This is a genomic window from Desulfobaccales bacterium (assembly GCA_041648175.1).
Lineage (GTDB): Bacteria > Desulfobacterota > Desulfobaccia > Desulfobaccales > 0-14-0-80-60-11 > 0-14-0-80-60-11.
In genome coordinates this window covers 1-25,473 of the sequence record JBAZPO010000002.1, presented here as the reverse complement: position 1 = coordinate 25,473, position 25,473 = coordinate 1, and the positions used below count along the sequence as shown (strand labels likewise).

The following is a 25,473-nucleotide window of genomic DNA, read 5'->3' as shown; positions in this document are numbered from 1 at the left end:
GCCCATGGAAGACAGCCTGAAGGATAAATTTCCCCACCTGCCGGAGCGTCTGGCGGGTCTGGGCGAGTTGGCTTCCAACCTGTGGTGGAGCTGGCACCCCGAAGCCCGGATGCTTTTTAAGAGGTTGGACCGCCCGGCCTGGAAGGACACCCACCACAACCCGGTGAAACTCCTAAAGGTCTTGCCTCCCCAAATCCTGGAGGGCGCGGCAGGCGATCCGGAGTATCTCCGCCACTATGACCCGGTCTTGGCCCAGTTTCATCAAGATGTGGAGACTCAGATCTGTTGGTTCACGGCTAACATTACTGAAGAGGAGTGCGAGCCCATCGCCTACTTCTCCCTGGAGTACGGCCTGCACCACTCCCTGCCCTTCTATGCCGGGGGTCTGGGGTTTCTGGCCGGAGATCATCTTAAGGAGGCCAGCGACCTGGGGACCCCGTTGGTGGCCGTGGGCTTCATGTATCCCGACGGCTATTTGCGCCAGATGATCAATGCCGACGGCTGGCAGGAAGGCGCCGACGAAGTTTTGGACCGGGACGCCGCCCCCATTGCCCGGGTGTTAAACGACAAGGGCGAACAGCTCGTGGTGCAGGTGCCGGTGTGTGAACCGCCCATTTTCGTGTCGGTCTGGAAGGTCATGGTGGGGCGCATCCCCCTCTACCTGATGGACACGGACCTCCCGGCCAACGACCCGGCCTACCGGCGGATTTCCGACCACCTCTATATCAGCCAGATGGAGGAGCGGCTGCTCCAGGAAATCGTCCTGGGGCTGGGGGGCACAGCAATTTTGGCCGCCCTGGGCATCAAGCATTCAGTGCTTCATATGAATGAAGGGCATCCTGCCTTTGCCTTACTGGAGCGCATCCGGGAGCGCATGGAAGAGGGCAAGATGACTTATGAGGACGCAGTCAAAGAGGTGCGGGCTACCTCGGTGTTCACCACCCACACCCCGGTGCCCGCGGGCCACGACGTCTTCCCCTTTGACCTGATAGACCGTTATTTTTCCAGCTATTGTTCTCGCCTGGGGCTTAGCCGGGATGAATTCTTCAACCTGGGACGCAACCCCGCAGACCCCGACGCCGGCTTCAACATGACCGCTTTTGCCCTGAAGCTGTCGGATTACCACAACGCCGTCAGCGTCAAGCATGGCGAGGTCTCCCGGAAGATGTGGCAGCCCCTTTGGCCGGATAAGCCGGCAGACCAGGTCCCCATTATTTCCATCACCAATGGGGTCCATGTGCCCACCTGGATTTCGCCCGAAATGAAACTCTTGTTTGACCGCTATCTTGGGAATAATTGGCTGAAAGATCACGATAATCCAGCCGTATGGGAGAGGTTGGACGACATTCCTCCCCAAGAATTTTGGGAGGTGCACCGCCAGCAGAAGTCCAGGCTCATCGACCTGATTCGGGAGAGGACCCGGCTGCGTTGGGGCAACGAACACTCCAATTGCGCCAACGTGGTGGCGGGCGGGGTGATGCTCGATCCCACCGACCTTACCCTGGGGTTTGCCCGGCGGTTTGCCACCTACAAGCGGGCCGATCTGATTTTTCAGGACCTGGAGCGTCTAAAAGCCATCCTCCACAAGCCCTGGCAAAACGTGCAGATCATCTTTGCTGGCAAAGCCCATCCAGCCGACGACCCGGGCAAACGCATTTTGCAGCGGATCTTCAATTTTGCCCGGGACCCCGAGTTGAAGGGGAGGATCGCCTTTGTAGAAGATTACGGGGAACTGCTGGGTCAGTCCCTGGTCCATGGCGTGGATGTCTGGCTCAATAGCCCCCTGCCGCCTTTAGAGGCCTGCGGCACCAGCGGCATGAAGGCCTCCTTAAACGGTCTGCCTCAGTTGAGCATTCTGGACGGCTGGTGGATCGAGGGCTTCAACGATAATAATGGCTGGGCCTTCGGCGGTAACGGCGAGGATAACCGGGATGCCCTGGACGCCGCGGCCATTTATGATATTCTGGAACACCGGGTGGTGCCCCTCTATTATAAGAACGACGATAACGGCATCCCCCAGGGATGGGTGCAACTGATGAAAAACGCCATCAAGAGCACCGCGGCCCGCTTTAGCGCCCGGCGCATGGTGAAAGAATACGCCCAGAAATGTTATCAGCCAGCCTTGGGCATTTCCATGAAATGAAGCTTTCTGTCACCCGAGAGTGGCGGCATCCCGGAAAGGTTGCCAGGAAGCGCCGAAATCGTCTATAACGTAACCTATGCGGCCCTATTGGCATAATCTGTTCCGGCGGCTCCAGGGGGCGGATGACGCCGGACCACCCCCTAACGCCGGACTCACTGCGGCTGCCATGATCGCCTCCCGGTTCTACGGCCTGGGGGCCGGATTGCGGCGCACCCTCTACGCCCGGGGTTTGCTCCGGACGAAAAAGCTGCCGGCCCCGGTCATCAGCGTGGGGAACATCACGGTGGGGGGCACCGGTAAGACCCCTGTGGTGGCCTGCCTGGCCGCACTCTGGCGGGACCGGGGCCAACGGGTGGCCATCCTCAGCCGGGGTTACGGCGGCCGCATCCAGGCCCCCACCCGGCTTTCCGACGGCGAACGCCTCTACCGTAAGCCCCCCGAAGTGGGCGAGGAGCCCTACTGGCTGGCCCGGACCCTGCCCGGCGTGGCGGTCTATACCGGCGCCTGCCGTTATGCCGCGGGACTGGCCGCTTGGGAGGAGTTCAAGCCGGACCTCTTCCTCCTGGACGACGGCTTCCAGCATTTTCAACTGCACCGGGACCTGGACCTGGTGCTGCTGGACGCGGCTTCTCCCTTCGGGAACGGCTATCTGCTGCCCCGGGGGCCTCTGCGGGAACCGCTAACCGCGCTGAACGCGGCCCAAACCATTATCCTGACCCGGTTCGACCACCCGCGCCATCAAGCTAATCTGTTGGCCATCCAAAAGCGCTTCCCGGACAAAATGGTGTTGACTGCGAGCATCTCCCCGGTGCGGGTCACGTCGTATCCCGGCGGGCAGGCCGAGGCGCCGGAGGTGGTTCGCCACCGCGCCCTGATGGCCTTTGCGGGCCTGGCCCGGCCTGAGGTGTTCACCGCGACCTTGCAGGATCTGAGGGTGGACCAGAAAGGCTTCCAACCCTTCCCCGACCACCATAATTATACCCCCCGGGAAGTGCATGACCTGGCGGCAACGGCCCAAGCCCGGGGAGCCGAAGCCCTCATCACCACCGGGAAGGATTGGGCCCGTTTAGGGGAGCGTTGGCATGAGGGCGTGCCCCTATGGGTCCTGGATGTAGAAGCCCGGTTGAGTGAACCCGAATGCGTACTGACGTTTTTAGAGCGTTAACCGGCTCCAGCATCTCCTTACTCCCCGCCGCCTGGATACGCTGCTGGCCGCCTCCCTTTAAGCTCCCCCTACCGTATCAGCCGAAAATGTTTTACAATGCCTTATACCGTGCTCTAGAAGCTTCTTCGGGTAGTCGCAGGTTGTAGCCTGCCCTTGCACAGGCGAGACGCCTGTGCCACCATTTGAATGCCATTGGTATTAATAGCTTATTTGGAGAGGGTCGCCCCTTTAGTTAGTTTTCATCCAGAAACGCCTTTAAAATCCCCCCCTTTACCAAAGGGGGGTTAGGGGGGATTCATAAGTACCCGAAAATCCCCCTAAATCCCCCTTTTTCAAAGGGGGACTTTGAAGGCCGTTTGCATCTTTAAACGTTTTCGGATGAGAACTAGTTAGCCCCTGTATATGAATCCTGTATCCACAGAAAAAACTCGCCAGCCTCAAGAACAGCCCCTGCCCCTCGAGGTCCGGCAGCGGTTTGCCCAGCTGCAGGTATCCCGCCGGTTTGCCCGAGATCCGGAAGGGGTGCGACGCGTGCTGGTACGCGCCCCCAACTGGGTTGGGGATGCGATTATGAGCCTGCCGGTGCTGGCCGGGCTCAAACGGCTTTTTCCCCTGGCCGGGATCACCGTGCTGGCGGTGCCCCGCGTCGCTCCGGTCTTCGTCAGCCAGTCCGGGGTGGTGGAGATTATTCGATATCCCTCGGGCCGGGGCAAATGGCAAGTCCTGTGGGAGATGCGCGGGCGCTTCGACGTATCCCTGGCCTTGCCAAACTCCATGGAATCCGCCCTGGGACTCTGGCTGGTGGGGGTCCCGTCCCGGGTGGGATATAATACCGATGCCCGGGGCCTCTTCCTCAAGGAGGCCGTGTCCGGCCGCAGCCATCTCGACGGTTTGCACACCGTTTTCTATTTGCTTGGGTTGCTTAAAGCTCTGGGAGGAGTGGCCACCTTTACACCCCCTACGCTCTCCTTGGAACCGGAAGAAGTGGCCGGTGCGGCCCAATTCCTGCAAGAAATCGACCTCCCTGGTGAGGGTCCCTGGGTGGGATTGAGCCCGGGAGCGGCTTACGGTCCGGCTAAACGCTGGCCGCCGGAACGCTTCGCCGCCTTAGGGCGGGCTCTGCAGCAGGAGTTCGGGGCGCGTCTGGTGCTCCTGGGGGGTGCCGACGAGCGCCCGGTAGCGGACCTGGTCAAGGACTATCTTCAAAAGCCGGTGGTCGATCTGGTGGGACGCACCACCCTCCGCCAGGCCCTGGGGGTGCTGTCCCAACTCCGCCTCCTGGTTACTAATGATTCCGGATTGATGCATGCGGCGGCCGCGCTTTCGGTGCCGCAGGTGGCCCTGTTCGGCTCCACCGACCCTGTGGCCACCGGCCCTTTTTCTGCCCTCGCCACGGTGATTCGCCATCCCTGGCCGTGCAGCCCTTGCTTCAAACGTACCTGCGAGGTAGGCTACGCCTGCCTGAACGCCATAACGGTGGACGAAGCCCTGGCCGCGGCCCGGGACCGGCTTAAAGGAGGCGCATGAGTCACCCCGCGGTATTTCTGGACCGGGACGGCACCATCAACGAGGAGATGGGCTATATCAATCACGTGAGCCGTTTCCGGCTGCTGCCCCAGGTTGGCCCGGCCATCCGCCGGCTTAACGAGGCGGGGTTCAAGGTGGTGATTGTCACCAACCAGTCCGGGGCCGCCCGGGGCTACTTTCCCGCGTCTTTAGTGGCTGAAGTCCATGAACACCTGAAAACGCTCCTGGCCGCGGCAGGCGCACAGCTGGACGGCATCTACGCCTGTCTCCATAGTCCGGGGGAGAACTGCGCCTGCCGCAAGCCTCATCCTACGCTGATACAGCAGGCGGCCCGGGAGCTGGACCTGGACCTGACCCGGTCTTATGCCGTGGGCGACCGTTACAACGACATTCAGACCGCGGCCAACGCCGGGGTCCAGGGTATCCTGGTGCTTACGGGCTATGGCCAGGGCGAATATGGCTACCTCCGGGCGGCGCAAAAGGTGCAGCCGGTCCATGTAGCGCCGGATCTTGGGGAAGCAGTGGAGTGGATTTTGCAGGACTTTAAGAGTGGATGATTTTGGAATGAATTATTCTCTTGCTCCACGGTTAGGTGCTTAAATTCTTGAGAACTCTTCCGGGGTGGACTGGGCGTAGGCTCATTATTTTGCCGGGCATTTAGGCCCTCCTCCTTGTCCTGCCCTACCAGTTTGGCCCCTTTATTCCCTTGCCGTTTTCCGAAGTAGGGATTACTTCGGCCGGTCTTAACCATCTCAGATTCATTTTTTCTTTCAATCACACCTATTCTTAACTAATAAATAACTTTAGTCTCATTTAGATAGGGCTATCCTGAGCCTAACTCACAGCATCACTTCGACAACTCGGATTGTGACTGACTTTAATTAAATCCTCTATTTGTTTTAGTATATTACAATTAATTATACTTTATTTAATTACTTACTAATTAATACCTAGTTCTACTTTAATATTGTTGTTGTAAAAAGGTCACCAGAGTTCTGGAAGAGGAGGTGACCTGGCCAACAATCCCCAAAAACCTCGCAAAGCACTTGAGACTATCGATGTTATCAAACGTTAACCGAATGACTTGAAAGGAGGAATCCATGCGTTATCGTGGTATGAAAACCTGGTTGAGCGCCCTGGCGGGGCTCAGCCTGATCCTGTGGACCGGCCTGGCGTCGGCCGATATGCCCAAGAACGTCATCCTCATGATCAGTGACGGTCAAGGTTACAACACCGTCAAGGCCACGGATTACTTCACGGGCACCAAGGGGGTCTATGAATCGTTCCCGGTGCAATATGGCATGAGTACCTTTTCCGCCGGGAAACCGGGAGCCCCTTCCACCGGCTATGACCCCAGCCTGGCCTGGAGTGATTTCAATTATGTAAAATTCAGGCCCACCGATTCCTCTTCCGCGGCGACGGCCATGGCCACGGGCGTTAAAATCTACGACAGCGTCCTCAATACCGATACCAGCGGCAATAAATTAAAGACCATCACCGAGATTGCCCAGGGTTTGGGAAAGGCCTCCGGGGTAGTCACCACGGTGGAGTGGAGCCACGCCACCCCTGCGGGCATGTATGCGCATAATGCCAGCCGGAACAACTATGCCGCCATCGCCAATGAAATGGTCGCCAGCGGCAGCCCTTTGAACGTCATCATGGGCGCCGGGAACATCAACTACGACAATAGCGGTAACTATCAGCTAACCCCCAAAGACGCCAAGTACGTGGGGGGCACTGCCACCTGGAGTGCCCTGAATGCCGGGACTCTTAATGGTTACACCCATATTACTGATAAGGCGGCTTTTGAAGCCCTGGCCAATACCACCAATCCTCCCGTCACCAAGGTGGTCGGCACCTTCGAGGCTTATGAAACGACCCAACAATCCCGGAATGGAGATCCAAAGGCCGCTCCCGGGGTCGTCCCTTTTAACACCAACGTGCCTTCCCTGGCCACTATGAGCAAAGGAGCTCTGAACGTCCTCAATAAGGACACCGACGGCTTCTTCCTCATGATCGAAGGTGGCGCGATTGACTGGGCCAACCACGCCAACCAACTGGGTCGCATGATCGAAGAGCAGATGGATTTTAACGCTTCGGTCCAGGCTGTAGTAGATTGGGTCAACGCCAACAGCAGCTGGAGCGACACCCTGCTCCTCGTCACTGCAGATCATGAATGCGGGTATCTGGGGGGGCCGATCCCCGGAACCTTTAATGAGGTCGTGGACAATGGCGCAGGTGTGCTGCCTGGAGCCAGTTATAATTCCGGCGACCACACCAATGCCCTGGTTCCCTTGTACGCCATCGGCGCCGGCTCCGAATTGCTGGCCGGTTATGCCGATCTGTATGACCCGATCCGCGGGCTGTACGTGGACAATACCGAGCTCTTCCGGGTCATGAACGGCACCGCGGCGCCCGTCCCCGCCTCGGTATTGCTTTTTGGCTCCGGCCTGGTGGGCCTGGGCTTCCTGCGGTGGAAACCGCGCTCCGCCTGAACTAACTCCCCGCTCCCCCAACCCTCCCCTCCTGAGGCAGGCCAGCCTGGCCTGCCTTTTATTCTGCAATGCGCCAAGATTGTCACCAGGGTTGGTGGCCTTTAGGAAAGCGACCTGCATGGCCCTCTTGCGGAACCAATGGCTTCCAGGTTTTATCGCCTGTCTGGCTGAATAGTGCGGGCATAATTTCAGGGTGTATAATATATAAAGAAAACCCTAAGATATGATTCCAGGGGAGAGAAGCGCCAGGCGCTGGCGTCATGGAGGCGATGGTCACATAGGGCAACCGTCTTTGGGATCATGAACCGCGAAGCAGAATAATGGTCAGTCATAATTCCCCCCAACCGCGGATTTTAATCGTCAAACTGAGTTCCTTCGGGGATGTACTCCATACTTTGCCCACCCTGGAGGCCCTGCGGTCGGCCTATCCGTCCGCCCGGATCACCTGGCTGGTGGAGGCCGCGTATGCGCCGCTGCTGGCGGGGCACCCGGCCTTGGATGAGATTTGGGAGGCGCCCCGCTTGCACCCCGGCGAACTGCTGGGCGGCTCCAACCCGGCCAGGCTGCGTGGTCTCCTCAGCCGCCTCCGGGCCCAGCCCTTTGATCTGGTCCTGGACGTGCAGGGCTTACTCAAGAGTGCGGTCTGGGTGGCCCTGGCCCGGAGTCCCCGCAAGGTGGGCTATGACCGGACCCGGGAGGGCAGTTATCTGGCGCTCACCGAACGGGTGGACCCTTTCGACCCGGAGGCTCACGCGGTCCTGCGCTACCTCAACCTGGCCCACTACCTGGGGGCCCCCCCTGCCCTGCCCCGCTTCCGCCTGAACCTGGATGCTGGGGTTGATACTTCGGAGTTGATTCCGGAGGAAGCCGGGCGGCCCCTGGCAGTGCTCCATCCCGGCGCCCGCTGGGCGTCGAAACTCTGGCCTGCCGCGTCCTGGGCGCGTCTGGCGGGGTGCTTGACCGATGGAGGATTCCAGGTGGCCATGACCGGCAGCCGCGCTGATGAAAAACTGGTCGCGGAGGTCACCGGACAGACCCGGGCACCGATTTTCAACCTGGCGGGACGCACCTCCCTGGCGGAATTGGCCGGGGTCTTAAGGCGGGCACGGTTGGCCGTTACCACCGACACCGGGGCTATGCACTTGGCCGCGGCCCTGGGAACGCCGGTGGTGGCCCTTTTCGGCCCTACGGCCCCCTGGCGCACCGGCCCCTTCGGCAAAGGGCACCAGGTGGTGCGCCTTAAGTTGCCCTGCAGCCCGTGCTTTAAGCGTCAGTGCCCCGAACCCCGGTGCCTCAATGAACTCACACCGGAGGTTGTAAGGGCTGCGTGCGAGAATATCTTGTCTAGAGTGGAAATTAGTTGATAGTATGGATAAATATAGGGCGTGCCGTGCACGCCGACCAATGGCGGCCATGGGCCGCCCTATGGATAGTGGGCACGGTCCACCATAAAACTGATAGTGCGGACTAATCTCTGAATAAATTGGAGGCCTCATGCCCATCAGCAAAGATCTGCTGGAAATTTTAGCCTGCCCCAAGTGCAAGGGGGATATTCGCTTAAATGAGAAAGGGGACGGGCTCATCTGCGATAAGTGCCGTCTGGTTTACGAAATTAAGGATGATATCCCCATTATGCTCATTGACGAGGCCAAACCGTTGAAATAGTGGCCAGTGGTCAGTGATCAGTGGTTAGAAATGAAACTGGCAATTGATAGCTGACAACTAAACCATGCTTAAACTTTCAGTCTTCATAATCGCCCTGAACCAGGAAGCCAATATCGGCGAGTGCCTGGCGTCCGTCAGCTTTGCAGACGACATCGTGGTGGTGGACACGGGCAGCACCGACCGCACCGTGGAGGTGGCCCGGGCCTATACCGATCGGGTCCTTATCGCCCCCTGGCAGGGTTTTGGCCGTACCAAGAATTTTGCCCTGGATCAGGCTCAAAATGAGTGGGTCTTCAGTCTGGATACCGATGAGCGGGTGCCACCGGCCTTAAAGGATGAAATCCAGGCGGTGGTTAAAGCGAACGGACCCCTGACCGGCTACCGGGTGGCCCGGAAGAATTACTTTTGCGGCCGCTGGATCAGGCACTTGGGCTGGTATCCTGATTACACCCTGCGCCTCTTTCGCCGGGACCAGGGCCGCTTTCGGGATCAGGAGGTCCACGAAGAGGTGCTGGTTGCCGGGCCGGTGGGGAATCTTCAGACGCCTTTGGACCATTACAGTTACCGTTCGGTGAGCGAATACGTCACCCGCATGGACCGTTACGCCCGCCTGGCCGCGGTGGAGCTGGCCAAACGCGGCCGGCGGCCCTTTCCCGGGGAACTGGTCTTTCGACCTTTTTTCACCTTTCTCCATCTCTACATCGTTCGGCAAGGATTTTTGGAGGGCACGCCGGGCTATACTCTGGCGGTGCTGATGAGCATGTATAAGTTTTTGAAATACTACTATCTCCGGGAGCTCTCCCGGGGGAGGGACCTCGATGGCCATTGACCCCAGCGCCAGGATAGCCCCCGGGGTGGAACTGGCGCCGGATGTTTCCGTGGGACCGGGGGTGATCATTGACGGACCGAGCACCATCGGCGCCGGCACCCGCATCCTGGCTCACGCCTATATCGGGCCTTACACCACCATTGGCAAAGACAACCTCATCGCCTTCGGAGCCGTCGTGGGCTATGACCCCCAGGATTACGCCTTTACGGGGGAAGAGAGCTACACCATTATCGGCGACCACAACCGTATCCGGGAGTACGTCACCATCCATCGGGGCACAACCCCCGGCAGCGCCACCCGGGTGGGCAACCACAATTTTCTCATGGCCATGAGCCACATGGGCCACAACTCCTCCTTGGGAGACCATGTGGTGCTGGTCAACGGCGCTCTGCTGGCCGGTTATGTGGAGGTCGCGGACCGGGCCTTTATCGCGGGCAACTGTCTCCTGCATCAGTTCATCCGGGTGGGCACCCTGGCCATCCTGCGGGGCGGCTCCAAGGCCTCCCGGGACATCCCGCCTTACAGCATTATTGATGACACCCACACCGTCATGGGGGTTAACCTGGTGGGCTTGAAGCGGGCCGGCCTGGCTTCCCCCAATATTGCCGCCTTGCGCCAGGCTTTTCGTATTCTGTTCTTCCGCCGGGTCAACCTCAAAGCAGCCATGGCCCGGGTGGAACAGGAAGTCCCCATGACCCCGGAAGTGGTGAACCTCCTTTCGTTCATCCGCGCCTCCAAGCGGGGCGTGGCCATGGGCCCCAAAGCTACCCGCAATGCCGACTCCGAGTCCTAAGCGCATCCTGGTAATCAAGCTCAAGCAGCCGGGAGACGTCTTGGTGAGCACCCCGGTGATCGCAGCTTTGAAAGAGGCCTGGCCTGAATCGCACCTAACCTACCTGGTCCCCAAGGGCACCGAGGCCATGGTGGCCGATCACCCTGGCCTGGACGAGCTCATGGTGGTGGACCGGCGGGGTGCGACCTGGGTAGAAACGCTCAACTTCATCCGGAAACTCCGGCGGGGGCGCTTTGACCTGGTCTTAGAGCTGTCCATAGGTGACCGGGGGGCCACTTATGCGTTCCTCACCGGGGCGAAGGAGCGCCTGGGCTTTGCGCACCCGCGGCAGCCCTTCTGGCAGCGGTATGGCTGTTTCACCCGGTTGTTGCCTCGCCCCCCGATTAAAATGCACATGGTGGACCAAAACCTGGCGGCTGTGCGGGCTCTGGGTATTCACCCCAAGCACCCCCGCTTGCAATTCTTTTGGAAGCCCCAAGTGGAACAACGCGTGCATGACCTGCTCGTCTCTCTGGGATTGGCTGAACGGCCTTTTGTGGTGATGCATCCCGGGGCTGGCTGGCGTTTCAAGTGCTGGACTCCCACCGGCTATGCCCGGGTGATTGAAGCCTTTGAACAGGAATGGGGCCTGCCCGTGGTGCTCACCGGGACCAAAGCCGCACATGAGCAAGATTTGCTGAAAGCCGTGCTTAAAGAATGCCGGGCCAACCCCATCAATCTGGTAGGGCGCCTGAGCCTGAAGGAGTTGGGAGCCCTCATCAATCGGGCGCGGCTGTTCTTCGGGATGGACAGCGCTCCCATGCACCTGGCTGCAGCGGTTAACACCCCGGCGGTGGTGCTCTTCGGCCCCAGCGGCGTGTTCAACTGGGGGCCATGGGGAGAAGGGCACCTGGTGATCAAAAAGGACTGGGAGTGCCTGCCCTGCGGTAAAGACGGCTGCGAGGGTTCCAAGGTCAGCCGCTGCCTGATGGAAATCCAACCGGATGAGGTGCTGGAGGCCATGGGTCGGCATTTCGCAAATTTATTGACAGAGCAGTAAGATTTTTTTCTGTTTTTGGTTTTTTATTTTCTGTAGTTCACATAAGGCGGGATGCGCTTCGCTTTTCCGCCCTACGAGTTGGTCGAACTGACCCCGGGAGAAGTTTTAGCGGCCATGGCGAATCACTTTGGCGAATGATGGTTTCAGTTATCAATATGGCTTGCGCCCGCACAGGCGAGACGCCTGTGCCACCGATATTCTATGAAGATCGCGCTTCTGCGACAGCGAGTGACCGCGCTTGGCGGGGCCGAGACTACCCTGGGCTATCTGGTCCGGGGCCTGGCCGCGGCCGGGCACGATGTGACAGTGTACGGCACGGACGGGGAAGCCGCGGCCAGGGCTGCACTGGGGCCTGAGGCGGATTATGTGCGGGTGCCGGTCTGGGGCGGCAAGACGCTGCGAGTCCTTACCTTTGCCCTCAATAGCCGCCGTCTCTTGAACCAGGTCCGTGGCCAGGTAGTGTTCAGTCTGGAGCGGGTGCTTTCTCCCCAGGTCTACCGCGCCGGGGATGGCTGCCACCGGGAATGGCTGGCCCGGCGAGCCCCATATCTTTCCCCCCTGGCCCGAGCCACGCAACGCCTCAGCCCATTTCACCGGACAATGCTTCTGGTAGAGCGCCGACTCTTTACTTTTCCGGACCTGAAGCGGGTAATCGCCAATTCGCGGCAGGTACGGGATGAAATAATCCGGCACTTTAACGTGGAACCGGCCCGCGTCCGGGTGATTTACAACGGGTTGGACCGGCGGCGTTTCCAGCCGTTGGAGGCCGAGGCCCGGTCCGAGCTGCGCGGCCGCCTGGGGGTCCCGGATGATACCGGAATAGTATTATTCGTGGGCTCGGGTTTTAAACGCAAAGGTTTGGCTTTCCTGTTGCAGGCTTTTAGCAATCTCAGCGATAAGACCTGTCTTTTATGGGTGGTGGGCAAAGGCAACAGCGCTCCTTACCAACGGGCGGCGGGACGCCTGGGGGTGGCTGACCGGGTCAGGTTCTGGGGGCCGACGCACGAGACCGCGCCGTTTTATCAGGCCGCCACGGTGCTGGCCCTGCCCACGCTCTATGACCCGTGCAGCAACGTGGTGCTGGAGGCCCTGGCGTGTGGCCTGCCGGTAGTTACCACCGCGGCCAACGGCGCGGCGGAATTCCTTGCCCCCGGCGAAAATGGCGCCATTATCTCGCAACCCGACGATATCACCGGCCTGAGTGAGTCCCTGGAAATGTTCCTGGACCAAAGCCGGGACCCTCAAATTTGGCAATCGGCTACCAAAGCTGTGGCCGGACTCAGTTGGGAAGCCACCGTGGCCCAGACCCTGGAGGTGTTGGAGGAAGCGGTTTCGTAAGCTCTGCTTGGAAAAGCTGCCAGTGGTCAGTGGTCAGAAAAAAACCGTGGGCAATAAAGTAGGGTGGGCATGGCCCAACAGCACAGGTTAGAAACCTGTGCCACCAAGTGTGGCGGGCGGGGACGCCCGCCCTACCGAGAGCCCAAGGCTCATGAGCGACGCTGAGAGCTTTTATGCTATCACTCTATTTCGACGGACAACCGGCAATTAAAGACCTGGCCCGGCCCCAACCCGGTCCCGACGAGGTCCTGGTGCGGGTCTCTCTGGCCGGCATCTGCGGCACCGACTTGCAAATTCTTAAAGGCTATCACAATTTTCGCGGCATCATGGGCCACGAGTTCGTGGGAGAGGTGGCCGGCCCTGAGGATTCCCCCTGGCTGGGGCAGCGGGTGGTGGGGGAGATCACTAGCGGTTGCGGAGAATGTCACCTGTGCCGTCGGGGGCTTGCCAGACACTGTAGGAAGCGCCGGGTTCTTGGGATAATAAACCATGACGGGGCCTTCGCCCAGTACCTTGTCATTCCTGCAGCCAACCTCCATCCGGTGCCGCCCGAGGTCCCGGATGAGGCGGCGGTCTTCACCGAACCCCTGGCCGCGGCTCTGCGGGTCGTGGAATCAGCTCTCATTTCTCCGGAGGACTGTATCCTGGTGATAGGAGATGGCCCGCTGGGCCTGCAGATCTCCTGGACTCTTGCTTTGAACGGGGCTCAGGTTAACCTCGCCGGCCACCATCAAGAGCATCTGGCCCTGGCCCGGCCTTACGGGGTGGAGACTTTTCTGGCTAAGGACTTGCCCGCCGGAGATTACCAAGTGGTGGTGGAGGCCAGCGGCAGTCCTTCCGGTCTGGAACTGGCGCTCTCCCGGGTCCGGCCCCTGGGGACCGTGATCCTGAAAAGCACCTATATCGAACGGTTTCCCCTGGACCCTGCGACCATTGCGGTGCCGGAGGTGCGTTTGGTAGGGAACCGCTGCGGCCCTTTTCCCCCGGCCCTGCGCCTCTTGCGCCGGGGATGGGTGGACCCCAGGCCCCTTATAAGCCAAACTTTTCCACTGAACCAGGGACTTAAAGCTTTGGCCTGGGCCCAGCGTCCGGGGGTGTTGAAGGTCTTGCTGGATTGCCGGGAGGGTGGTTGAAGGCGGGGCCGTCGTTAATCCGATCAAGAAGAACTAGTGGTGCCCAAGCAGAGCTTGGGCTGAAATTGGCATTCCCAAGCTGGAGCTTGGGAACGAGGATGCGCGGGCGCATCCTATAGGAGGACTTACATGCATTTGCGTTGGCGATATGGGGTTATTTCCCTGGGATTGGTGGCGGTCGTCCTGTTGGCCATCTGTCCGCCGGCTCCGCAGCCGGCTTGGGGAGTTGCCGCGGTGGGACTCCAGGATGACTTCATCCAAGTGGCCGAGCAGGTGATGCCCTCGGTGGTGAGCCTGAAGGCTGTCCGAGTAGTAACGGTGCGGCCTTTCGGCGTACCCGATGACTTTTTCCGGGGCACCCCTTTTGAAGGCATGTTCCGGGAATTCGGCGGCGGCCAGCCCATCCAGCGGCGCATGGTGGGCCAGGGCTCGGGCGTTATCATTGACAACCGGGGGTACATCCTCACCAACAACCACGTGGTGGCCGGGTCCCAGCAACTCCTGGTACACTTGAACGATGGCCGGGAAGTGACGGGTCAACTGGTGGGCTCCGACCCCCGATTTGACATAGCCCTGGTCAAGGTTCCGGCTACAGGCCTGAGAGCCGTGAAAATGGGGGATTCCACCAAAATTCGGGTGGGACAGTGGGCCATTGCCATCGGCAGCCCTTTCGGGTTGGAAAAGACCATGACTGTGGGTATCATCAGCGCCACCGGCCGCCGGGGGCTGGGCCGGGGGACCTATGGGGACTTCATCCAGACGGATGCGTCCATCAACCCCGGCAACAGCGGCGGGCCTTTGCTGGATATCAACGGCCAGGTGATCGGCATCAACTCCATGATCTCGGCCCAGGGCCAGGGCATCGGTTTTGCCATTCCCATCAACATGGCCCGGCAAATCGTCTCCCCCTGGATGAAGTGAGCCGTGACCCCGGAAGAATACGCCACCCTGGAAAGCCATTTCCACCAGGTTAAGTCCATCATCGAGGATCAAGAAATGTGGGAACGCGTGCCGGAGCGCGCCCGGCACTTCTCCCCGGACAACCTCGAGGGCCTGGTGAAGTTCGCCTATTTTGGCGGGTTCATTGACATGGCTTTAACCCGCCGGCTCCTGTTGGTTGACCGGCAAGGGATTCGCCAGCTCCTGACCAAATGGTACGAAGAGATCCGGGAGCAGGGCTGCTGGCTCTGTTAGAGGCTGCTTGTCTTGGACCAGATTTTTGCAAACGATGGTGAATAAACCTTCCATTTGGGAATCAAATGATTATATAAAAAGAATCACCGAAGGAGAGGGCTATGCGGGAATATGTCATCCACCCCCTGGTGGTGGGCGCCAATGAAACGGATCAGGGTATCATGACGTATCTCAAGGGTTACGGCAAGCGCATCTGGATTCCCATCTATGTGTTCTACCTGGAGGGGGGACCGGAGAAAATCCTGGTGGATACCGGTCTGGAACAGTTTATGGTTCCTCCTGAGGTGGGGGAGCAGTACGGCCTGAAGATCCAGGAGTTTGAGGAGGCGCTGGCCTGTTACGGCCTCAAACCTGAAGATATCGATATCATTATTCACACCCACCTGCACAACGACCACTGCGAAAACGACTACAAGTGCACAAATGCCCGAGTCTACGTGCAGAAGAAAGAGTACGAGTTTTTCAAAGAGCCCCACCCGGTAGACCACCGCTACTTCCCTGACCTCCTGGATGACGTGGAAGTAGTGCAGGTGGACGGGGATGCCCAGATCGTGGACGGCATCAGCGTGCTGCTCACACCCGGACATACCGTGGGAGGCCAATCCGTGGTGGTCAACACCAAGGCCGGCAAGGCGGTGATCACCGGATTTTGCTGCAACGAATTGAATTTTCCCGCGTCGGGGCCGCCTATTCCTTCAGGGGTTCACATTAACGTCATTGACGCCTATGACAGCGCCCGACGGGTCAAAGAGATGGCGGACATCATTATCCCCCTGCACGATCTGGCCGTGGGGCGGCAGAAGAGCATTCCCGCTTAAAAGGAGGAAAAAATCATGAGACGTTTATCGATGGTATTAACGCTGTTGGCGGTGGTCCTGTTATTGGGGGCCCAGGCATTACAGGCCCAACCCAAATCAGTGCCAATCTTCCCTCCCAATGTGGCTCCCCGATGGGCACCGATCCCCGAAGTTCCCGGAGTATATTATGCTCCCAATCTGGGCCAAGATGTTTTTCAGTACGGCAATCAATTCTACTCTTTCAATCAGGGCCTCTGGCAAATAGCCCAGGCCCTCATCGGCCCCTGGCGGGTAATTGCCGAACCTCCTCGAGTTTTCTATAATATCGGCCCGACTTATTTCAGAAGCCCCCCGGGCTGGGCCAAGGGCAAGAAAACCGGGTGGGGAGGAGCGCCGATGCCACCGGGGCAGATGAAAAAAATGGAGGGAGGCGGTTCTTTGCCACCGGGGCAGATGAAGAAATTGGACAAAGGCGGTCCTTTGCCGCCGGGACAGATGAAGAAATTTGATTGAGCCAACAGTATTGAAAAACCGCCCCCGTCCAAAAAAAGGCTTTGGGCAACGGCTGTCAGAACGCGATGCGATTAGCGCTGCACTTCTAGTCGGATAGTATCGCTCGTCTGGGGTGACATCAGCAAGCCGTTGCCCATGGGGTTAAGCTGCCCCACATAATTGTCATCACTGAGCCTGGAATAGAGCGTCACCGCGCCCGTCCGGTTGACCCAACCATCCATGATAATTTTGCCATTTCTCTCTATATAAAATTTACCACTATCCGTAAGCCAACCGATATATCTCGTACTCCCTTTAATAGCGACCACTTGTTCCCTGGCGGGTGCCGGAGCGTTTTGAAAAAGGTTATGGTCACCCTTCTTTTCATCCTTGGTGATCGCCGGCGTGGAGAACACGACCACGACCAGGGCCATCAGGGCCAGAATGGTTACCAGACGCATATGGGACCTCCGGCGCGAGTGTACGCCTCGCTTTTGGTGAAAGGGTAGCAGGCCTCAGCCTGGAAATAAACTGGTTAATTAAACACGTGCGCTCTTTTGCGTTCTCTGCGCCTCTGCGGTGAAAAATAATTAATCGCAGAGGCGCAGAGGGCGCAGTCACTCATGAGCCTTTGGCTCTCTCAAACCCATGAAACCCCGGTAGGGCGGGCGTCCCCGCCCGCCACTCTACTTTGAACTTTGAACCTTGAACTTTTCGTAACAGAGATAAATATGTAAAATTATTTATGACGCTAGGTCTAATTCCCCGGATCATAACTCGAACCTGGCGGCGATGGGGATGCGCCGGCCCATGCCGAAGGCCTTGGAGGTGATCTTCAGGCCCGGCGCGGCCTGGCGACGCTTGTATTCATTGCGGTCAATGGCGCGGATCACCCACCTCACCGTTTCCGGGTCAAACCCCTGTTTGACAATATCCTCGTAGGCGCAGCCCTCCGTGAGGTAATAATTCATGATCTTATCCAGGATGTCATAAGGAGGCAGGGTGTCCTGGTCCTTCTGGTCCGGGCGCAACTCCGCGGAGGGGGCCTTGTGGATGATCTGCCAGGGGATGGTTTCCCGATCCCGGTTGAGCTCGTTCGCCAACTCAAAGACCATGGTCTTGGGCACGTCGGCCAGGACGCAGAGCCCACCGCTCATGTCGCCGTAAAGGGTGCAGTAGCCCACCGCCAGTTCGCTCTTGTTGCCGGTGGACAGGACCATGTGGCCGTACTTATTGGAGATGGCCATGAGGATGTTGCCCCGGATGCGGGCCTGGATATTTTCCAGGGTCACTTCGATTTCGCCCAGTTCCAGGGGTTCTTGTAAGGCTTGCCGGTAGCTCTGATAAATGGGGGTGATGGGAATGAGCCTGGTTGTAACACCCAGGTTGCCGGCCAGAATCAGGGAATCGTCGATGCTGGGCCGGGAGGTGTAGGGCGAGGGCATCAATACTCCCAGGACGTTTTCCGGTCCCAGGGCTTGGCTTGCCAGGCAGCACGTGACCGCAGAATCCACCCCGCCGCTCAAACCCACCACGGCTTTGGCAAAGCCGCACTTGCCCAGGTAATCCTTGAGGCCCAGGACCAGGGCCTCGTGCACCGTGGCGATGGGCGTTGCTGGCACATATAAGCCCGGGGCGCCGGGTTGGGCCAGGTCCACGGTGACCACCGCCTCTTTAAATCCCGGCAGCACCGCCATGGTATCGCCGGCTGGATCAAAGGCCAGGCTGCGGCCGTCAAAGATGAGCTCGTCGTTGCCCCCCACCTGATTGACATAGACCAGGGGCACCTTATGTTTCCGGGCATGGGGCTGAAGCAGCCGGTGGCGCAGCGCTTCTTTCCCCACCTGGAACGGTGAGGCGGATATATTGATGAGCACGGTGGCGCCGCGCTCGATCTGGATCTTGATGGGGTCCAGGGGGTAGAGGCGCCGGAACCATAACTCCGGGTCGTACCAGGCGTCTTCGCAGATGGACACTCCCAGAATTTCGCCTTTGAAGGGGACGACCTCCACCGCCGTGGCGGGATCGAAGTGCCGGGTCTCGTCGAAGACATCGTAGGTGGGCAAAAGCGATTTGCCCTGACGCAGCAGCACCTGGCCCTGATGGATCAGCACCGCGCAGTTGCACAGGCCTTTGCCGGTATCGCGGCCTGTGGGCAAAGGGGCCCCCACCAGGATGCCGGTGTCCGGGTAGCGGGTCGAGAGGATTACCAGATCATCGAGGGCCTCTTGGACCCGAATGATGAGGGCCGGTTTTTCCAACAGGTCCCTCGGGGGGTAGCCCGACAGGAAAAGTTCGGAGAAGACCACCAGGTCGGTAGTGCCATACACCTGTTCCAGGGTGGATGCGACTTTCTTGAGATTGCCGCTGACATCGCCCACCACGGGGTTGAGTTGAGCCAGGGTGATCTTCATGGGGTTGATTATAACGGGTTATGGAGGAAGAATGCTAACAATTGTGCCCTAAATTCCTGTTCAGCGTTGAAACTGGTCAGAGTTCACGTTTAAGGTTCAAAGCCAAGTGAGGGTGCACGGGAGGGAGAGGAAGAGGTGTCCAAGCAGAGCTTGGACGAAAAGTGTCGTTCCCAAGTGCAACTTGGGAACGAGGTCGGGAAGGTTCGAAGTTCGAAGTAGCGTGGCAGGCGGGGACGTAGGGGCGGGTTTAAAAACCCTCCCCTACAAGAAACATCTCATTGCAGGCAATTTACTATCAGGCCGACTCGTTTCCGTCCGTGGGGACGGTAAAGGTGATTTTGGTGCCCTTGTCTTTTTCGCTGGTTATGGTGAATGTGCCCCCCAGGGAGCGGATACGCCCTTCCATGAGGGCCAGACCCATCTTGCGGCCGGCATTTGCTCCCAGGGCTTCGGGCACTGCCTGGAATTCCTTGCCGTCTTTGGTTACCACAAACGGCACCCCGCCCACCAGCCAGGCTTTGTCCGGCGACGACTGGATCTTCTCGCAGAAATCCACGCGGGTAGTGTTCATCTGGAACCCGACGCCGTTATCGGCCACCTGGAACCGGATTTTTCCTTCCTGCTTTCCGACTTCCAGGGAGACCCGGTTGGCCTGGGCGTGCTTGACCACGTTGACCAGGGCTTCCTGCACAACCCGGTAGACCATCACCTGGGATTGGGGCGCCAGCAATTGGTCGAGGTCCGGGACCTCATAAGCCGCGTCCATCTGGAAGTACTGGGTGAAGTGGTCCCCCAGGTGCCGCAGCGCCGGAGTCAGGCCCAGGTCCAGGACTTGAGGGCGCAAGCCCCAGGATAACTCCCGGGCCTCCTCCACCAGGCCGTCAATGCTCTTCACCGCCTGGTCCAGGTCTCCCTTCACCTCTGGCTGATTCTCTGGAAGGTGTGATTCAATGTTCCGGAGTTTGAGTTTTAAGGCCACCAGGTTTTGGGCCAACTCCTCGTGGAGGGCCAAGGAGACGGATTGGCGCTCGGATTCCTGGGCGCTCAAGAGTTCGTTATTAAGATGTTTGAGCTTCTGTTCCGAGTCCTTTAAGGTCTCCTCCATCTCCTTCTGGAGGGTAATGTCTTGTAACGCCAAAAGCATGAGGTCCACGCCCGCCTCTTGACGGAGACGCCGGGCGTTGAGGATTAAGACATGGCGGCCGAGACCGGGAAAGTCCCGGTCCACCTCAAAGTCTTGAATTACGGTGTTCCGGGGGAGAATCTCTTCCAGCAGGGTCTTGAGTTCGGGAACATCGAACTGCCGGTTGCCCAGTTCATAGACCAGGCGGTTCTCGGTCTCCTGGGGCAGGATCTGGAAAAAGTCGTAAAAGGATTGATTGGCGGAGACCACCCTGAGGTCGCCAGTCAGCACCAGCAGGGGTTCCCGCAGGGTTTCGACAATGGCCTGGGCGTAGTTCCGGGCCTCTTCCACCTGCAGAAGGCTGGCCTTGAGGACGCTAATGTCCGCCAGGCTCAGCACCAGGCCCTCGATCTTGTGGGCCGAGGTCTTATAGGGCCGAATCTGCAGTTGGTACCAGCGCCCCCGGTCATCCTGCACCTCACGGGTCTCGACCTGCAGGTTGTCGATGGTCTGGCGGAGCAGCGTTTCAAAGGCCTTGATTTCCAGGCCGGTTTTGATATCACCGATGGGCCGGCCCACGTCCGAGGGAATGAGGTGCAGCACTTCTTTGGCCATGGGGTTGAAGCGCCGGATGCGCAGATTTTGGTCTAAAAAGAGGATGGGGAGGTTGACGGTGCCCAGCAGGTTCACCAGATCGTCGTTGACCTGGGTCAACTCGGTGTTGCGGTTCTCCAGTTCCTCGTTGACCGTGGCCAACTCTTCATTGGCCGATTGCAGCTCTTCCCGGGAGGCTTCCAACTCCTCGTTGAGGCTTTGCAGCTCTTCGTTGGAGGACATGATCTCTTCGTTGGTGCTCTTGAGCTCCTCCAGGGTGGCTTCCTGCTCCTCGATGGTGGCCTGGAGGTACTCCTTGGTGGCGGCCAACTCGTGTTCCAGATCGTCGATGCGCTCGGTTCCGGGAGTCGTCTTGCCTTTGCGGGCCTTGGCTGCGGATTTTTCCGCCTCGGGGGGCGCCGGCGGGGTGACGTCTTCGAAGATTACCAGATAGAACCGCTCCCTAAAGGTGCTGGGACTGACGGGGAAGACCTCAACGTTAACCATCAGCCCTCGGCCATTGTATCTGGCTTTAAGTCTTTCCTTGCGCACCGGGGTGCCGCCTTGTATGGCCTGGTGCAAAGCGGCCCCCACCTCGGCCCGCAAGCCCTCCCGGACCATGCGCAGCAGGTTCAGACTGGCCTCGCCGGGCATGGGCTCCAGAAAGGGGCCGGTATGGCCCCGGAACTGAAGAATCTTCAGGTTCTCGTCCACGACCACACCCGCAGGCGTAAAGCGGGCCAGGACAATGCGGTCGGCCTCTCTCATCAGGTCCAGGCCGGTGGGTGCTTCTTCCGGCGCCATAACCTGGACCGACAGGTCTTCACGGGCCGCGTAGGCCTCCAGGGAAAACTTCAGGGGCAGCCGTCCCGGGAGGTCCTTCTTGATATAAAATTTGAGCTTCTTGTCTGCCAGGGTGAACATCTCCTGGAAGGCGCTGATGGCCTCGGATTTGCCCAGGATCAGAAAGCCGCCCGGTTTGAGGGCGAAGTGGAAGATGGGGATGACCCGTTTTTGCAGCACCGGACCCAGATAGATCAAGACGTTGCGGCAGGAAATGAGGTCCAGGTGGGAAAAGGGCGGGTCTTTGATGAGGTCCTGCCGGGCAAAGGTGCAGCGGTCCCGTATGGACTTTTGAATCTGGTAGCCCGACTCAATTCTGACAAAATAACGGCCCAGACGCTGAGGGGAAATGTGTTCGAGGACGTGTTCGCCGTACTTGCCGGCCCGGGCCATATCAATGGCGGCGTTATCGATGTCGGTGCCGAAAATCTGTAGCTGCGCTTCCTTGCCAGACTCAGAAAAAAACTCCAGGAGAGCAATGGCCAGGGAGTAGACCTCTTCCCCGGTGGAACAGCCGGGGACCCAGATGCGGATGGGGCCATCTTGGGGCCGATCCTGCATCAGGACCGGGAAGACTGATTGCTTCAACTCGTCGAAGACGTCGGGGTCCCGGAAAAAGGAGGTGACATTGATGAGAATGTCGGCATACAGGGCGGAAATCTCATCGGGGTGCTCTTTGAGATAGGCCAGATAGTTGCCGAGCGCTTCTATCTTGCGCAGCGCCATGCGGCGTAAGGTGCGGCGCTTGATGGTGCTGTGCTTGTAGAAAGTGAAGTCCACCCCGGTGGCGCGTTTGAGGAGGGTGAGAATCTGGCCGAAGACGCTCTCTTCCCCCGGTTTCAGGACTTCCTCGGCGCAGGGACCGACAAAGGGGTGCCGGGCGAGGCGGGACAACTCCCTGGCGATGCCTTCGGGGGTAAGTATGAAGTCGACGCAGCCCGCGGCGACGGAACTCTGGGGCATGCCGGGGTACTTGGCGGTATGTTCGTCCTGGGCGAAGGTGAGGCCCCCGGCCTCTTTGATGGCCTTCATGCCCTGGACCCCGTCCGAGGCGGTGCCGGAGAGGATGACCCCGATGGCCTGGCCGCCTTTGTCTGCGGCCAGGGAGGTCAGGAAGGTGTCCACCGGCAGGTAGCGGCCTTCGGTCTCATTCCGACTGGTCAGGCGAAGCGCCCCCTCCCGGATTTCCATGACCTCGCCGGGGGGCAGGATGTAAACGTGATCGGCCTCAGGCACCGAGCCTTCCATGGCTTCCGCCACCGGCAGCACCGTGGCCTTGTTCAAGATCTGGGCTAACATGCTGTGCTGCTTGGGCGGGAGGTGCTGCAACAGGACGAAGGCCATGCCCGTGTCTTTGGGCAGGTGCCGCAAGAGATCGGTGAAGGCCTCCAGGCCGCCGGCGGAGGCTCCCACCCCCACCACCAGGGGGGATGACGGCGCGGGCGGTGGCGCGGCTTTCTGGGCGCGGCGGGGCTTGGCGGTGGATTTAGGTTTGGGTGCGGCTTTGGGTGCTTCGGCCTGGGGTGTGGTCTTGGGCGGGGAGGGAACTTTGGGGTCCGCGTCCACCGGCGGTGCTGCCGGTGCGGCGGCGGGGTTTTTCTTCCTGGCCATGGAGGCTCCTGGAGGGAAGGCTTTATTTTGTTTAAATTAATCACTCATTCAGGTTTCACAATAGCCTTATCTGAAGAAAATGAATAGAAAAAAACGGGAGGTGCCCAAGCAGAGCTTGGGCGGAAAGTGGCGTTCCCAAGCTGGAGCTTGGGAACGAGGAGCGAAAGCTGGAGCTTGGGAACGAGGATCGAAGGCTGAACTTACAAACGAGGGTCATCCAGGCGGCTTAGGAGCGGGAAATGAGGAGTCAGATCAGGGGGTAAGCGAAAAGCAAATCCCCCCAAACCCCCCTTTTTCAAAGGGGGGCTTTAAAAGCAGTGCTTCATAGGGGGGGTTCATACCTAATCCAATGCGAACTCTTGGCGCCAGTCGCCGGTTTCCTGCCAGGCGGGCTGGTCGGTTTTGGCGAAGAGAAAATCGCCCAGGACCAGATAATCCATTTCGGTGCGCATGAAGCACTGGTAGGCGTGTTCCGGGGTGCAGACAATGGGCTCGCCCCGGACGTTGAAGCTGGTGTTGACGATGAGGCCGCAGCCGGTGAGTTCCTTGAAGGCCTGGATCAGCCGCCAGTATTTCTCGTTGGTCTCTTTGTGCACCGTCTGGATGCGGGCGGAGTAATCCACGTGGGTGATGGCCGGCACGTCGGAACGCAGGTGGTAGAGGCGGTCAAAGAGTTCCAGGTTTTCATAGCCTTCGGGCAATGGGTTGCGCCGGTTTTCTTTAACCGGGGCCACCAGCAGCATGTAGGGCGAGGGCCGGTCCAGGTCGAAGTAGGTGGCGGTCTCCTCGTGCAAGACCGATGGAGCGAAGGGCCGGAAGCCCTCCCGGTATTTGATCTTCAGATTGAGGCGCTTTTGCATCTCGGGGTGCCGGGGGTCCCCCAGGATGGAGCGGTTGCCCAAGGCCCGGGGGCCAAACTCCATGCGTCCCTGGAACCAACCCACCACCTTGCCCTGGGTCAGAATTTGCGCCACGTCCCGGCTGAGTTCATCAAAGTCGTCATAGCGCCGATAAGGGGCCCCATGCCGCCGGACCACCCGGAGGATGTCATCGGCGTCGTATTCCGGGCCCAGATAGGCCCCCTGCATGTCGTCCATGCGAGGATTGGCCGCCTGGCGCTCCTGGCCTTTCCAGATGTGCCAGGCCGCCAGGGCCGCGCCCAGAGCGCCACCGGCGTCGCCCGCGGCGGGCTGAATCCAGATGTCCTTAAAGGTGCCCCGGCGGATCAGCTTGCCGTTGGCCACGCAGTTCAAGGCCACGCCGCCGGCCATCACTAGATAATCAGCCCCGGTGAGCTTCTTAGCGGTCTCGGCCATGGTCAGGACGATGTCTTCCGTAGCCTGCTGGATGGCCAGGGCCAGGTCCATATGCTGCTGGTCCAGCAGACTTTCCGCGGACCGGCGGGGCACCCCGAAGAGGGACTCCCATTTGTCGTTCTTGCACATGGTCAGGCCGGTGGCAAAGTCGAAATAATCCATGTTCAGAAGCAGCGAGCCGTCGGACCTAAGGTCCACCAATTCCGAAAGGATCAGGGACTTCCAGCGCTTGACCCGCTCGGCGTCAGGGTTGCCGTACGGGGCCAGCCCCATGAGCTTGTATTCGCCGCTGTTGACCTTGAAGCCGGTGTAGTAGGTGAAGGCCGAATAGAGCAGGCCCACGGAGTGGGGAAACTGGAGTTCCCGGAGGATGGTGATGTCGCGCCCTTGACCGAAGCCGATGGTGGTGGTGGCCCATTCCCCGACGCCGTCAACCGTGAGAATGGCGGCCTCCTGGTACGGCGACGGATAGAACGCGGAGGCCGCGTGGGACAGATGGTGCTCGGGAAAGAGGACGAGAGGGTCGCCGGCCCCGGCCTTGGCCAGTTCATCTTTGAGCATGGTGCGCATCATGAGCTTTTCTTTGATCCACACCGGCATGGCCATGATAAAGCTCTTGAGCCCACGGGGAGCAAAGCCGTGGTAGGTCTCAAGCAACCGCTCGAACTTAAGGTAGGGCTTATCGTAGAAGGCCACCGCGGTCAAGTCCGCCGGGGTGAACCCCGCCTCGGCCATAACATAGCTCATAGCGTTGGCCGGGAAGGCGGGGTCGTGCTTCTTGCGGGTGAAGCGCTCTTCCTGGGCGGCGGCGACAATCTGGCCGTCAATAAGCAGAGCGGCGGCACTGTCGTGATAAAAGGCGGAAAGACCGAGAATCGCTTCGGACACGCAATAGTCCCCTTAGTGCAAGTTTTCATAAATTAGGGTAACGGAGTCAAAAGCCCCCCTCACCCTAACCCTCT

General features: G+C 59.5%; 20 protein-coding genes. 16 read left to right on the top strand and 4 right to left on the bottom strand.

The window, feature by feature from the left end; translation table 11 throughout:
* The first annotated feature begins 4 nt into the window (after positions 1-4).
* From glgP to WC600_02025, 16 genes are all read left to right on the top strand, one after another.
* Positions 5-2,143 (top strand): alpha-glucan family phosphorylase, encoded by a 2,139-nt coding sequence (glgP, locus tag WC600_02100; protein MFA4901517.1) that lies wholly within the window; start codon positions 5-7, stop codon positions 2,141-2,143.
* A 76-nt stretch (positions 2,144-2,219) separates the two neighbouring features.
* Positions 2,220-3,308 (top strand): tetraacyldisaccharide 4'-kinase, encoded by a 1,089-nt coding sequence (gene lpxK / locus WC600_02095; protein ID MFA4901516.1) that lies wholly within the window; start codon positions 2,220-2,222, stop codon positions 3,306-3,308.
* 402 nt (positions 3,309-3,710) lie between these two features.
* The gene (gene waaF / locus WC600_02090; GenBank protein MFA4901515.1) at positions 3,711-4,835 is read left to right on the top strand and encodes a lipopolysaccharide heptosyltransferase II; all 1,125 of its coding nucleotides are present in this window, start codon (positions 3,711-3,713) and stop codon (positions 4,833-4,835) included.
* Positions 4,832-5,392 carry an HAD family hydrolase gene (locus tag WC600_02085; GenBank protein ID MFA4901514.1) on the top strand — a complete coding sequence of 187 codons (561 nt, stop codon included), beginning with the start codon at positions 4,832-4,834 and terminating at the stop codon, positions 5,390-5,392. The genes waaF and WC600_02085 overlap by 4 nt, the downstream gene beginning before the upstream one ends.
* A gap of 543 nt (positions 5,393-5,935) precedes the next feature.
* On the top strand, positions 5,936-7,330 hold the full coding sequence (locus WC600_02080; GenBank protein MFA4901513.1) for an alkaline phosphatase: 1,395 nt from the start codon (positions 5,936-5,938) through the stop codon (positions 7,328-7,330).
* 320 nt (positions 7,331-7,650) lie between these two features.
* Complete coding sequence (gene waaC, locus WC600_02075; protein MFA4901512.1) at positions 7,651-8,694, top strand: lipopolysaccharide heptosyltransferase I; 1,044 nt, start codon at positions 7,651-7,653, stop codon at positions 8,692-8,694.
* Positions 8,695-8,824: 130 nt separating this feature from the next.
* Positions 8,825-8,995 (top strand): Trm112 family protein, encoded by a 171-nt coding sequence (locus WC600_02070; protein ID MFA4901511.1) that lies wholly within the window; start codon positions 8,825-8,827, stop codon positions 8,993-8,995.
* Between the two features lie 64 nt (positions 8,996-9,059).
* On the top strand, positions 9,060-9,824 hold the full coding sequence (locus WC600_02065; GenBank protein MFA4901510.1) for a glycosyltransferase family 2 protein: 765 nt from the start codon (positions 9,060-9,062) through the stop codon (positions 9,822-9,824).
* Positions 9,814-10,617, top strand: a complete 804-nt coding sequence (gene lpxA / locus WC600_02060; protein MFA4901509.1) for an acyl-ACP--UDP-N-acetylglucosamine O-acyltransferase — start codon at positions 9,814-9,816, stop codon at positions 10,615-10,617. Before WC600_02065 ends, lpxA begins: the two co-directional genes overlap by 11 nt.
* Entirely contained in the window at positions 10,598-11,656 is a 1,059-nt protein-coding gene (rfaQ, locus tag WC600_02055) for a putative lipopolysaccharide heptosyltransferase III (protein MFA4901508.1), read from the top strand. Before lpxA ends, rfaQ begins: the two co-directional genes overlap by 20 nt.
* Before the next feature lie 201 nt (positions 11,657-11,857).
* Positions 11,858-12,994 carry a glycosyltransferase family 4 protein gene (locus WC600_02050; GenBank protein MFA4901507.1) on the top strand — a complete coding sequence of 379 codons (1,137 nt, stop codon included), beginning with the start codon at positions 11,858-11,860 and terminating at the stop codon, positions 12,992-12,994.
* Positions 12,995-13,167: 173 nt separating this feature from the next.
* A complete protein-coding gene (locus WC600_02045; protein MFA4901506.1) occupies positions 13,168-14,127 on the top strand; it encodes an alcohol dehydrogenase catalytic domain-containing protein in 960 nt (319 codons plus the stop codon).
* A gap of 129 nt (positions 14,128-14,256) precedes the next feature.
* The gene (locus tag WC600_02040) at positions 14,257-15,048 is read left to right on the top strand and encodes a trypsin-like peptidase domain-containing protein (protein ID MFA4901505.1); all 792 of its coding nucleotides are present in this window, start codon (positions 14,257-14,259) and stop codon (positions 15,046-15,048) included.
* 3 nt (positions 15,049-15,051) lie between these two features.
* Entirely contained in the window at positions 15,052-15,321 is a 270-nt protein-coding gene (locus WC600_02035; GenBank protein MFA4901504.1) for a hypothetical protein, read from the top strand.
* 101 nt (positions 15,322-15,422) lie between these two features.
* Positions 15,423-16,139, top strand: coding sequence for an N-acyl homoserine lactonase family protein (locus WC600_02030; protein ID MFA4901503.1), 717 nt, complete (start codon positions 15,423-15,425; stop codon positions 16,137-16,139).
* Positions 16,140-16,154: 15 nt separating this feature from the next.
* Positions 16,155-16,631, top strand: a complete 477-nt coding sequence (locus WC600_02025) for a hypothetical protein (GenBank protein MFA4901502.1) — start codon at positions 16,155-16,157, stop codon at positions 16,629-16,631.
* Positions 16,632-16,702: 71 nt separating this feature from the next.
* On the opposite strand, the gene WC600_02020 is transcribed toward WC600_02025, so the two are convergent.
* From WC600_02020 to WC600_02005, 4 genes are all read right to left on the bottom strand, one after another.
* Positions 16,703-17,071: a hypothetical protein gene (locus tag WC600_02020; protein ID MFA4901501.1), complete on the bottom strand. Its 369-nt coding sequence runs from the start codon at positions 17,069-17,071 to the stop codon at positions 16,703-16,705.
* Positions 17,072-17,380: 309 nt separating this feature from the next.
* Positions 17,381-19,024: an NAD+ synthase gene (locus WC600_02015; GenBank protein MFA4901500.1), complete on the bottom strand. Its 1,644-nt coding sequence runs from the start codon at positions 19,022-19,024 to the stop codon at positions 17,381-17,383.
* A 295-nt stretch (positions 19,025-19,319) separates the two neighbouring features.
* Positions 19,320-23,195 (bottom strand): chemotaxis protein CheB, encoded by a 3,876-nt coding sequence (locus WC600_02010; protein MFA4901499.1) that lies wholly within the window; start codon positions 23,193-23,195, stop codon positions 19,320-19,322.
* A 341-nt stretch (positions 23,196-23,536) separates the two neighbouring features.
* Positions 23,537-25,399, bottom strand: coding sequence for a carbamoyltransferase (locus WC600_02005; protein ID MFA4901498.1), 1,863 nt, complete (start codon positions 25,397-25,399; stop codon positions 23,537-23,539).
* Positions 25,400-25,473: the final 74 nt, after the last annotated feature.